The 12,303-nt window shown below is 33.1% G+C and carries 9 protein-coding genes; 5 read left to right on the top strand and 4 right to left on the bottom strand.

All coding sequences use genetic code 11. The features are described 5' to 3' along the window. The first annotated feature begins 31 nt into the window (after nucleotides 1-31). Together DF185_RS11730 and DF185_RS11735 are read left to right on the top strand one after the other, a co-directional pair. Nucleotides 32-1,024 (top strand): isoaspartyl peptidase/L-asparaginase family protein, encoded by a 993-nt coding sequence (locus tag DF185_RS11730; protein ID WP_110360933.1) that lies wholly within the window; start codon nucleotides 32-34, stop codon nucleotides 1,022-1,024. Between the two features lie 82 nt (nucleotides 1,025-1,106). Next, nucleotides 1,107-1,448, top strand: coding sequence for an avidin/streptavidin family protein (locus tag DF185_RS11735; RefSeq protein ID WP_110360934.1), 342 nt, complete (start codon nucleotides 1,107-1,109; stop codon nucleotides 1,446-1,448). A gap of 54 nt (nucleotides 1,449-1,502) precedes the next feature. Here the strand turns inward: DF185_RS11735 and DF185_RS11740 are convergent, their stop codons facing one another. Next, complete coding sequence (locus DF185_RS11740; RefSeq protein WP_110360935.1) at nucleotides 1,503-1,796, bottom strand: hypothetical protein; 294 nt, start codon at nucleotides 1,794-1,796, stop codon at nucleotides 1,503-1,505. 156 nt (nucleotides 1,797-1,952) lie between these two features. Between DF185_RS11740 and DF185_RS11745 the strand changes: the two genes are divergently transcribed. Further along, on the top strand, nucleotides 1,953-2,774 hold the full coding sequence (locus tag DF185_RS11745; RefSeq protein ID WP_110360936.1) for an aminotransferase class IV: 822 nt from the start codon (nucleotides 1,953-1,955) through the stop codon (nucleotides 2,772-2,774). A gap of 1 nt (nucleotide 2,775) precedes the next feature. Here the strand turns inward: DF185_RS11745 and DF185_RS11750 are convergent, their stop codons facing one another. Next, entirely contained in the window at nucleotides 2,776-5,775 is a 3,000-nt protein-coding gene (locus tag DF185_RS11750) for a sensor histidine kinase (protein ID WP_110360937.1), read from the bottom strand. A 242-nt stretch (nucleotides 5,776-6,017) separates the two neighbouring features. Here DF185_RS11750 and DF185_RS11755 point away from each other — a divergent pair, with 242 nt between their 5' ends. Both DF185_RS11755 and DF185_RS11760 read left to right on the top strand, forming a co-directional pair. Then, entirely contained in the window at nucleotides 6,018-6,578 is a 561-nt protein-coding gene (locus tag DF185_RS11755) for a hypothetical protein (protein ID WP_110360938.1), read from the top strand. A gap of 75 nt (nucleotides 6,579-6,653) precedes the next feature. Further along, a complete protein-coding gene (locus tag DF185_RS11760) occupies nucleotides 6,654-9,029 on the top strand; it encodes a cache domain-containing protein (protein ID WP_165836019.1) in 2,376 nt (791 codons plus the stop codon). On the opposite strand, the gene DF185_RS11765 is transcribed toward DF185_RS11760, so the two are convergent. Beyond that, nucleotides 9,026-10,063, bottom strand: a complete 1,038-nt coding sequence (locus tag DF185_RS11765) for a PorP/SprF family type IX secretion system membrane protein (protein WP_110360940.1) — start codon at nucleotides 10,061-10,063, stop codon at nucleotides 9,026-9,028. The genes DF185_RS11760 and DF185_RS11765 overlap by 4 nt on opposite strands. Continuing rightward, a partial coding sequence (locus DF185_RS11770; RefSeq protein WP_133250029.1) for a T9SS type B sorting domain-containing protein occupies nucleotides 10,063-12,303 on the bottom strand: 2,241 nt, incomplete at its 5' end. The genes DF185_RS11765 and DF185_RS11770, both read right to left, overlap by 1 nt.

Raw genomic sequence — 12,303 nt, forward strand, 5'->3', positions numbered from 1 at the left:
GACACTTTTTTTTACCCTAAATAAACCAATCATGAAAAACTTAAACCTGCTGTTATCGGCACTACTTTCAATTTTTATCATTTCATGTAACAACCCAACCAAAGAACCTACACAGTTGGAATATGCCCTTTGCATTCATGGTGGTGCAGGTACTATTCTTAAAAAAAACATGAGTGCTGAGCGTGAAAAAGAATACTTCAACAAACTGGATGAAGCCTTAAGCATTGGAGATTCTGTTCTAAAAAATGGAGGATCAGCACTTGATGCCGTTGAGCTTACAATACATGTACTTGAAAATTCTCCACTTTTTAATGCTGGTAAAGGTTCTGTATTTACCCATTCTGGTAAAAATGAACTCGATGCTTCGATAATGTGGGGTAAAGACCTGAATGCAGGTGCGGTTGCGGGAGTTGGTAATATCAAAAATCCAATTAGTGCTGCCCGAAAAGTGATGGAAAACTCTGAACATGTAATGTTAAGTGGTAAAGGAGCTTCAATATTTGCCGAACAAGAAGGGCTTACAATCGTAGATAGTTCCTATTTTTTCACTGAAAGCAGATGGAATTATTTGCAACAAATCTTGAATAAAGAACGTGAAATGAAAAAAACAGACAGACATGGAACTGTTGGTTGTGTAGCCTTAGACAAGGAGGGGAATTTGGCAGCAGGAACATCAACTGGAGGGATGACCAACAAGCGCTTCGGACGAATTGGCGATTCTCCAATAATAGGAGCTGGCACATATGCAAATAATAAAACTTGTGCTGTATCCTGTACTGGTCACGGAGAATATTTTATTAGACTTGGAATTGCCAGAGATATTGCATCATTAATGGAATATCAAAACTTAAGCTTGGATGATGCTACAAATATTGTATTAGATAAATTGAATCAAATTAATGGTTTAGGTGGTTTTGTTGCACTAGATAAATATGGTAATCCAGCTATGAAAATGAATACCTCAGGAATGTATAGAGGCTATGTAAATTCTAAAGGAGTAAAGGAAAAATATATGTACAAGTAATTCGATTTAATTTTGATGATTAATTATTTCGAATTAACTTCAGTATACAAAAGAAATTAAGTCACCTTTAAACCTTAACAACATGACAATTAATTTGAACGGAAAATGGAGAAATCAGTACAATTCAGAAATGGATTTAGCTGTAGTTGATAATCGTGTAAGTGGAACCTTTCAAACCGCCATTGGCCAGCCTAGTTTTGAAGAAAAATTCGAAATTAGTGGGAAAATCAATAACAATGTAATTGCTTTTATGGTAGACTTTGGAAAGTATGGATCTTTAGCTTGCTGGACTGGACGATTTGAGCTTGATGAAATAGGACCTGTTATTCATACCATGTGGCATTTATCGCAAAGCGAAGGAGGAGAAGAAGAACAGATGGCCAAAGCCATTCTTACTGGCGTAGGAACTTTCAGAAAACCCTAATCTCAAATATGGACTAAAACAAAAGGAGTTTGAATATTCAAACTCCTTTTGTTTTTATTTTACTTGAATATCAAGTCCATCAATTTTTTCCAACAAATCATGGGTTGATTTCAACAAATCATCGTAGATAGATTTAAAATGCGATTTAATTTCCTTTGCATTTTTTCCTGTCAACCTATCATTAATTCTTGCGATATAATCATTTCTAGAACTTACTGCGCTATTCATTATTTCAAAAATCTGATCAGAATTTTTCTCTCCGAAAAATTCAAGATGAATCATTCCTCTCATTACTATTTCATTAGTAAGAAAGTTTACATCTTTTTTGAACTCTTTTTTACTTGCCATATGTGATGTTTTTTATTTGATATATGCTAAAATACAAATTAAACTGAACAAACTACTACCCTATCGCCTTGTTTAAATTATTTGTTTGGAATTGGATATACTGGCAAATAACGCTTATTTTGCAATATAAGAGATCAGATTAGAGGCGATACGATTATGAGCGAATGTTTCCAATATTTATACCTGCACAACGATAAACTAAAAGCATCCGAAAATTTTAAAGATTCTTATCTTTTGAAAGGAACTTCCTTGTATGAGGTGGTAAGAATTATATCTGGCAAAGCAGTTTTTCTAGGCGAACATTATTCCCGACTAACAAAATCAGCAAAAAAGGTAGGTTCGGAAATAATTTACAACTTTGATCAAGTAAAAGATTGTATAAAAACCTTGGTAGAAAAGAACGACTGCAAAGAAGGAAATATTAAGTTGGTCTTTAATTTTGATGGTAAAGACAAAAATTTCTATGCCTATTTCGTTAAGCATTCCTATCCAACTGCAGATCAATACAAGAATGGAATTAGAACTCTAATCCATCAGGCAGAAAGACCAACCCCAACAGCTAAAGTTTACAATCACAAGTTGCGTTCAAAAACCAATAATCTTATTGCTGAAGCGGATATTTTTGAAGTAATTCTTCTGAACAAACTTGGTAATATTACAGAAGGAAGTCGCTCCAATTTATTTTTTATTAAAGATAATGAACTATATACTTCTCCGGACAATGAAGTGCTTAATGGAATTGTGCGAAGTAAAGTCTTAAAAATTGCAGGGCAGCTTAACATTCCAATCCATTACAGATCGATAGCATATGAGGAAATCCCAAAATACGAGGCTGCTTTTTTAACTGGCACATCACCTATGGTGTTACCAATAAGCAGGATCAATTCGATAAGCTTTTCGGTAGAACACCAATTGCTTTTTGACATTTTTGAGACTTATGACAAGATGGTTCAGGAAAACCTAAATCAAATTTGCTAAGTTATAATTCCAAGTTTGGGAATCCCAAAACTGTTTTTACTCCAGAAAAATTTGTTTTAGATTCAACACATTCATTTATCTGATAAGAATAAGTTTTACCATTGGTCAGAACCTTATTAAGTAATTTCATTCGATCGCAAGTTATCTGCAGTGAATTGCCTTTTACTATTTCCGATTCAGCATTTGTAAGTTCAACTTTTCTATTTCCCAATCCATTGTCTATAATTTCACATTTTAGATAGCCATCATCTTCCAAAATAAAACGAATTACTATCTTCCCATGTCGATCAAGTTTACTGATTCCATTTCTTATGGCATGCTCTAAAAATGGTTGAATTAACATAGGTGGTATCTTAATATCCAATGAGTTTATTTTATCATCCAAATTAATTTGAAATGTAAATTTCTCTTCAAATCGCATTTGCTCCAGCTTCAGATATAATTTTAAATAAGACACCTCTTCGCTTAATGATATCAAGTTTTTACTGGCATTATTAATATTATTTCTTAAAACCATAGAGAAATCTGACAAGTATTCCAATGCTTTATCTTCATCGTCCTCAAGAATATAACTTTGAATAGAATTGAGTGAATTAAAGATAAAATGAGGGTCAAGCTGATGCTGCAGTGCTCGGATTTTTAAACCAATAACTCGATTAAACTGCTTAGTCCTTTGCTTTTCTTCTAGTTTAACTCTTGATTTAAAAAGATGAATCCCATAATAAGTTAGTACACCAAGAATACTAATAACTATAAACCAAAACCAAACTGTTTTCCACCAGGCAGTTTCAAGGATTATATCAATTGTATATTTTCCAAGCTTTCCAGAACTCAATTTCCTGGCTTCAATCTCAAAGGTATATTCTCCTCCTCTTAAATTTGAATAAACCACCTCATCCGACTTTACCCAATCGGACCAATGGTTATCCAAACCTACCAATCGATATCGATACCTGATATTTTCCAATGCATCACAATACATCATACCATAATGTAATCTAAAATAATTCTCATTGTAACTTAAATGAATAGGATTGTTAGGAGTTTTTGTCCATTTATCAAATTCTGATTTTTTCAATCTCCAATTGCTATCTTTCACCTTTACTTCCAATAAAATTGGTGTATAAGCTGCATTGTCACTAATAAAATCGTTGGCTTCAATTTTCATTAAAGCATAATTTGACTTCACCCATATGTTATCATATTCATCAACAACTGATTCTTTTCCTCTAAACTCTACCTTTTTATTTGCATTCCAAAATCTATATTTCACAACAGAATCTGGATGCCACGTTTTATAGTCAAATCTATGCACTCCTAAATTGGTTCCACACCAAATAGAACCATCTTTATGATATTGAAATCCATGAACAGAAATCCCCTCCAATCCATCACCTTGATCAAGAGAATCTATAATGACCAACTCATCTCCTTCACTTTTTAACTTGTAAACAATGCCATTATTTCCTCCTGCAATTATGCATGAATCAGGTAAAACAAGCATATCATTAACAACATTATGGATTCCAATGTTATTTCGGCCAAATTTCTTGACTCCGTTCCCTCCAAATCGATAAATTCCATGAGTTTCTGTTGCCACCCAAATGTAGGAGTCAAACTCAATTATTTTGGTTATTTCAACTTCCTCCCCTTTCGATAAATTCCACTTTGTATCTAAAGAATTATTTCTTATTCCACAAGTAAAAAACTGAGTCCCATCATAGCAAAATAAATTTCCATTCGATATAACTATAAAATTTGTAGCCACAGCTATATTTTTATAGGTAAGCATATACGAATTGCAATTCCAAGTATAAAAACCATAATTAGTGGCAACCCAAATTGTATTACCTTTTAGTTCAATATCATTAATAATAAGCTCTTTTTTCTTTTTCGATTTTGGAAGTAATTTGAGAAACTCTTTCTGGTTTATGGAGTTAATTACTTTTTCATTCTTAATTTTCGCAATATTATTTCTTCCAGCTACTATTATAGAACCATCCGAATAAGAAAGTAGATCTACAATCTGGTTAGAACCTGGTATTAAAGATGACACATCATACAACGTAAATATTGATTGCTTCAAACTGATTAGTCCATGATTTCTAGTCCCTAACCAAACATCCCCCATCAGGCTGTGCTTAAACATACATTGAACAAAAACATCATCCAAACCGTTCTCCGCAAGAAGATCCACACAAATATTATTTCTTATAGAAAGCAACTTTCTAAACTCAAATCCATTTTGAAAGTAACGCAGCAAAACAATTCTCTCATTCTTATCGAACAAGACGGTTAACACATCACAAACAACTTTCTGATTATCTAACGCCAGAAATACCTTTTGCCCCACTTCAACTTCTCCGTAAAATCGTTTTCCAAATTCCAGAAACTGAGGTTTGGCATTATCTATATTTGTAAGAACACCTGATTCAAGTCTATAAGATCCTTGCTCTAATTTAGGTAAAATTATTGTTCCTTTATTACTCGATATAGTCTCTAAAATATTTAACTCTTTCGTCCCTTCAATTAGGAAAAACTCACAGAGTGTATCTAGTCTATTTGACAAGTAAATTCCATTTGAAGTTCCTACAATTAAATTGTTGGCGAATATATCTACCGAATGAATATCATTAAAATCATTACCCTTTGAAGTAGAAATGACCTCTAGATTATCTCCATCGAATTCACATATTCCAACCCCTGTCGCTGCTATTATTAAGCTTCCATTTTTATTCTCAGTAATACTAGTTACCTTTTCCCCTTGCAACCGATTTAGTTCTTTTCTATATTTTACCTCAAAGCCATTAAATTCGCATAATCCAGCATCTGTAGCCAACCAAATCATCCCTCTGGAATCCTCAAAAATATGATTTACACAATTACAAGGCAATCCATCCAGTTGAGTAAAATCACCTGTTGAACTATAAGCAGCAATTCCATTAAAAGCAGCTAAAAAAAGAAGTAGAATGGTTAGTTGTGTTTTGATTATAAGGTTCATAATACAATTATAATAATTATACTAGGAAAATTAAGGTGTCAAATGTGTCAAGTTATATTGACACATAACAATCTTTCAAAAATATAAACTGAAATCACTATATATCAACACTTAAACGAACAAATTAACATATGCGTCGTAAAAAGAATTATTATTCCATCACAAAAACAGGATAAACTAGAAGTATAGATTTAAACAATAAACTAACTTTGCCAATCTGATAACTTAAAACAACATTAAATATGCTATTGAACTTAGAAAAAGTAAACATCGGAAAAGCCTTTGAATTGTTTGCATATAATCAAAACTTCAAACTCACAGCATATCCAAGATTAATAACTCTTTACGCTATAAAAAAAGAATTTAAGCACATTCCTGAATTGAATTGGAAATTTGAGTATGACCATGTAAACGTCAATAAAAACAGAGTTATCATTGAATATCGACAAAATAAAAGTGAGGATTTTTCTTTCTATTACGAAATTCCTCTTTCTATAAATTTTGAATTACGTGTATTTCTGGCAAAATCATCTATTCATTTTATCGACTTGTACAATTTCTTATTATCAAATTCATTAATTAAAGAAAACCAATTCAAGTTAAAAGCGGAATATCATACAATTCCCCATTTTGTTATCAATCAAAAAGTGAGGAGATACAATACTGGAATTCTTAATAAAATACAGAACAATAATGATTTTGACGGATTACCGATAGATGACAATATAAAGAATGAAATTGACCTTGGATTTCAATTTTTTAATCCTATTTTTAATCAGATACTTAGCCAATTCCAAATTTGATTTCGTAATAGTAATATGAATTCAATCCCAAACAAAACTATCAAAAACAAAACAAGTATAAGTAGAGCCTATTTTATGCTTTTCTTAGTTCTGACTATTACATTTTTAGTCGGATTTGGTGGCATTTGGATATATACCAAATTTAACGAATTCAATACTGAATCAGAGAATCTTAAGAAGGATTACATTGAAGAACAAAAGGATATTTTGGTAAGCAAAGCTAATGAATGTATCGATTTTATTAATTACCAAAACACAAGATCTGAATCAAGACTAAAAAGTAGACTTCAGAATTTTGTAGATCAAGCACATTCAATTGCCATTTACATTTATAATCAAAACAAAGGAAAACTAAATGATGTTGAAATAAAAAAACGCATTAAAGAAGCCATTTCTCCATTGCGATTTACCAATGAGAGAGGTTATATTTTCATCAATAATTTAAGTGGCAAAGGCATTTTATATCCATTCTCAAAAGAAAATGAAAACAAGAGTTTAATCAATTTCAAAGACATTAATGGCAATTACATTGTTAAAAATGAAGTGGAATTGATGAAGTATAAAGATAGTGGCTTTACAAAATATGTGAACAACAAAGAAGTAAAAAATAGATATAATGCATATACCAAAATTTCTTATATCAAGAAGTTTACTCCTTATAACTGGTATTTTGGAAGCTTTGCTTTTTTAGATGATCTTCAACCTGAAATCCAAAAGGAAACACTTATTCGAATAAGTCAAATTAACATGAATCAAGAAAACTACTTTTTTGTTTATAAAAAAGATGGAACATGTTTGCTTCATGCTGATTCTACCAGCATTGGAAAAAATTACAAGGACTACACCAACAAGATTCGTCGTGAAAATGTAAAACGCTTAATCAATGCAGCCCAACTCGATGAATCTGGTTTTGTAAATTACAAAATACCAGATGTGGAAAATGCTGAAAAAATTTCATACGTAAAGTTCATTAAAGAGTGGGATTGGATTATTGGTGCTGGTTTATACACAGGAGAACTTGATAAAAACATTGAAATTGCCAGAGCTGAATTAAGAGGAAATGTTCGAAAGTATATCCTACAAATAGTATTGTTAATTGTAATCGCAAGTATGATAATCTACATCACTTCAAAGACAATTTCTGTTAAAATGAAACAGAATTTCACCTCTATTAATAATTTCTTTAGAAAAGCATCTACACAACTATATCAAGTGAATATAGACGAACTTCACTTTTCGGAATTTCAAGATATGGGAACTACCATTAATCGTATGATTGATATTAGAACCCAAAAAGAAAAAGAACTTCAAATTGCAAGAGAAAAAGCTGAAGAATCAGACCGATTGAAGTCATCCTTTTTAGCGAATATGTCACATGAAATTCGTACTCCTATGAACGCAATCATTGGATTTTCCGAATTATTACAAGAAGATGATTTGCCCTTTGAAACCCGACAACAGTTTTTTACTCATATTCGAAACAGTGGAAATTCATTATTGAATCTTATTAATGATATTATTGATTTCTCAAAAATAGAGTCTGGCAAGCTTAAAATTTCCAAAACTTATTACAGTCTTAATCAACTGTTCGATGAACTTTATCATACTTTTGAAAAGATAAAAACAAGCAAAGGTAGAGATCATATTGAACTCAAATTTACGAAAGGCCTAGAGGAATCAGAATCTGTTATTTATACTGACCCTTTAAGATTGAAACAAATCATCACAAACTTGGTGGAAAATGCCTTAAAGTTTACCGAAAAGGGAAGCATTCATGTCTCATATCAATTAAACGAAAACAACCTTATTTTTACGGTTGAAGATACAGGAATTGGAATCTCTCCTGAAAAACAGAAAATAATTTTTAGTAGATTCCGTCAGGCAGATGACTCACATGCCAGAAGATATGGCGGAACTGGTTTAGGTCTCTCTATTTCTAAAAAATTAGCAGAACTGCTCAATGGTGATATGTGGGTAGAATCGACTGAAAATGTTGGAAGTTCTTTCTTTGTTAGCATTCCTTACTTAATTGATGATAAATCAAATATTGCACCCACTAAGAAACTGCATAAGAATGGTGTAAATAAAGATTTAACTGGAAAAAAAATACTAATTGTTGATGATTACAACGTGAACATCACATTAATAAAACAAATGCTTCAATCTACAGGAGTTAGCATGTCATCTGCTGATAATGGACGTAATGCTATTAAAGAATGTGGTTCTTCACATTTTGATTTAGTCTTATTAGATCTCCAAATGCCAGAATTAAATGGATATGATACTTTAAAATTGATTAAAAAGGATAATCCTGAAATTAAAATAGTAGCGCAAACTGCCTATGCATTGGCAAACGAAAAAGAACAAATAATGGATTCCGGATTTGATGGTTATATTGCAAAACCAATTATCAAGAAAAATTTACTGAGTTTAATTAACGAAATGATTTAGAAATGAGGGCATTTGATTCTTCCAACTTGTCTTCTTCTTCTTAAAGCAATTTCCTTACAACTATTTTTGTTTCTTCTACTATTTTTAAATCTCATTAAAAATGAGATTTCATGAGCACCGGTATTCGTGTGAATTAATTTTGAGATAGTCTTATCGTAACTATAAGCTACTTGCCACCAATCTCTCATTACACCCAATTGTAGAATAACTGCATCATATTCCAACTCCAGATTATCACGATACCACATACCAACAATAAAAGATCCTTTTGATAAGTAGAGTCCATAATTTATTTGCTTATTTGTTCCTTGCTGCTGATAAAGAAAATTAGGTGCTAAACCAATATCGGTTTGATGCAATCCTCTTCTAAAAACAGGTACATTCACTCCACAATGAAGGGTGTACTTTCTTGGTAATTTAGAATAATCACTCTCCTCTTTATAAGCTTCATCAGGCTCTGTTAAATGGTGAGCTGCAAAACCAATAAACCAATTTTTATATGAAGCTATTAAACCTGATGAAAAATCAATATAATTGCGATTGAGATGGTCAATGGCACTTTCACCTGTAAACGGGCTAATTAAACCATTAATATAAAACTCATCCGTTTGGTCTGGAAAAGTAAAATTCGAATCATTCAATTTTCTTTGAATAAAAGAGGTTTGAAAACCAGCTTTAATAGCCAAATCCCTTGAAACCCTTAGAGTATAAGCGTACATTCCACTTATTGTCGTGGTACTAATTGTTCCATCACCCTGTTCATCTTGCATTACCTGCAATCCAACTCCTCCTCCAAGAGGATTCACATACTGATCGTAAGCAACACTATAAGTCACATAAGCAGAACTAATTTCAGGCCATTGATTCCTGTAATTCATAGCGACACGGGCATCAAAATCAGAGCCTGCAAATGCTGGATTTAAATAAACCTTATTTGCATAGAACTGTGAGAACTCAACATCCTGTGAATAAATATTGAGAGCACTCATCATGCCGATTAATAAACCTAATATTTTCAGTCCTTTTCCAATCATTATCTAAACAGCGTTACTGTTCCATGTCCTCTTTCTTTTCCTCCATAAAAGATGATCCAAACGTATACTCCAATTTCTGCATCTTTGCCTTTATAAGTTCCATTCCATCCTTCATGTTTCAACTCATTATTGGCAACCAAATCTTTTTCAAGCTTAAACACCTGTTCACCCCAACGAGTATAGATATACATTTCAAAATCTGTAACAATTCCTTTAAACACCGGATAAAAAATTTCATTTGGACCTTTACCGTTTGGCGTAAATACATTTGGTACAACCATTTTAGGTTCCAATAATTTAACTGCAATTGAAGCTTGAGCAATACAACCAAATTCATTCTCTACCTGTACGCTATAATCTCCTGCATCATCCACTTCAATACTTCGCCAATCAGATCCTGTATTCCAGTAATAAGAAGAATAACCAGATCCTGCATCTAAGGTCAAAGTCTGACCTTTGTACATGCTTAATGTATCAGAAGCAATATTCACTTCTGGCGATGGATAAACTTCAACACTAATTATATCTGTTCCCATTATTCCATACATATCCCAAACTTGTACGGTATAATCACCTGTTTTGTTTACTGTAATTGTCCTCGTTGTATCTCCAGTACTCCATAAGTACCTTTCCCAGTTTCCTGCATCCAACATCAATGAAGTCCCTTCACATATACCAGCCCTTCCACCTAAATTAATCGATGGTCTTGGATTAACAGCTACTTTAACTTTTCCATTTCCTCTACAGCCATTAATATCAACTACATTTACTGCGTATTCGCCATCCTTTTCTACTTTAAGATATTGAGAATCTTCATGATTACTCCATTCATATTCTACATATCCACTTCCTGCATCAAGAAGAATAGATGTTCCCTCAGCAATCACAGTATCTCTTCCCAAATAAACATCTGGATTTTCATGAACAAATATGTTGATATCATCTTCTCCAGTACAACCAAATTCATCTGTTGTTCGAAGAATAAAATTACCTTCCTCATACACATAAATTGCCCTTGTCTCTCCACCTGGAATCCATTCTGTATAATACCCATCTGGAGCTTCCAAAATTAATTCTTCTCCTTCACAGATGTACAAATCAGGTCCGAGGTCAACAATTGGTAAATCATGAACTACAACTTCAACCGAATCATTGCCAATACAACCATTAATATCCTGAACTCTTACATGATAGATTCCTGCTTCAGATACTTCTCTAGTCTGAGTTGTAACACCATCACTCCATAAAAAGTCAACTCCTTCTCCAATATCTAATTTTACAGATTCTCCATAACACATATCCACTCGATCTGGTAATGGTGAATTTGGTAATTGAATAATTTCTACATCTACTCCATCTTCTGCAGTACACCCATCAAGGTTTTCGATTTGCAGGTTATATCTGCCAGATTCTCCTATGGTAATTGAATATTTATTTGCACCGACAATATTAGCTCCATCTTTACTCCATTGGTATCTATAACCTGCAACATTTGGACCTTCTATATAAGTAGAGTCTCCATGACAAACTAAATTGGTCGTGTAGGTCAAATCAAATTCAAAGGATGGCAAAATACTAACATTCACATCATCCGTTGTTGAACAACCATTGGCATCGGTTACAACTACTGAATAATTTCCTGATGTTGATACTATTATTGTTTGTGTCGTTACTCCGTTTGACCATAGGTATGTTGATCCTGCATTGCCTGCATCTAAGGTGATAGTATTTCCAGCACAGGTTTCCTGGTCCAAACCTAGATCTACAACCGGGTTTGGATGAACTGTTACATTCACATCATCAGTCGATGAACAGCCATTGGCATCAGTTACAACTACGGAATAATTTCCTGATGTTGATACTGTGATGGTTTGAGTGGTTGATCCATTTGACCACAAATATGTAGCGCCTGCATTGCCTGCATCTAAGGTGATAGTATTTCCAGCACAGGTTTCCTGGTCTGCTCCCAAATCAACCGTTGGATTTGGATGAACCGTTACATTCACATCATCAGTCGATGAACAGCCATTGGCATCAGTTACAACTACGGAATAATTTCCTGATGTTGATACTGTAATGGTTTGTGTCGTTAATCCATTTGACCACAGATAGGTTGATCCTGCATTGCCGGCATCTAATGTGATTGTTCCTCCAGCACAAGTTTCCTGGTCCGTTCCAAGGTCTACAACCGGGTTTGGATGAACTGTTACATTCACATCATCCGTTGCTGAACAGCCATT

Origin of the sequence: Marinifilum breve (assembly GCF_003202155.1) — a bacterium.
Classification (GTDB): domain Bacteria; phylum Bacteroidota; class Bacteroidia; order Bacteroidales; family Marinifilaceae; genus Marinifilum; species Marinifilum breve.

Excerpts from the sequence above, each read along its gene's own strand:
- DF185_RS11760 (WP_165836019.1), top strand. The coding sequence starts at position 6,654 with ATGCTTTTCTTAGTTCTGACTATTACATTTTTAGTCGGATTTGGTGGC.
- DF185_RS11755 (WP_110360938.1), top strand. The coding sequence starts at position 6,018 with ATGCTATTGAACTTAGAAAAAGTAAACATCGGAAAAGCCTTTGAATTG.
- DF185_RS11735 (WP_110360934.1), top strand. The coding sequence starts at position 1,107 with ATGACAATTAATTTGAACGGAAAATGGAGAAATCAGTACAATTCAGAA.
- DF185_RS11750 (WP_110360937.1), bottom strand. The coding sequence starts at position 5,775 with ATGAACCTTATAATCAAAACACAACTAACCATTCTACTTCTTTTTTTA.
- DF185_RS11730 (WP_110360933.1), top strand. The coding sequence starts at position 32 with ATGAAAAACTTAAACCTGCTGTTATCGGCACTACTTTCAATTTTTATC.
- DF185_RS11745 (WP_110360936.1), top strand. The coding sequence starts at position 1,953 with ATGAGCGAATGTTTCCAATATTTATACCTGCACAACGATAAACTAAAA.
- DF185_RS11740 (WP_110360935.1), bottom strand. The coding sequence starts at position 1,796 with ATGGCAAGTAAAAAAGAGTTCAAAAAAGATGTAAACTTTCTTACTAAT.
- DF185_RS11765 (WP_110360940.1), bottom strand. The coding sequence starts at position 10,063 with ATGATTGGAAAAGGACTGAAAATATTAGGTTTATTAATCGGCATGATG.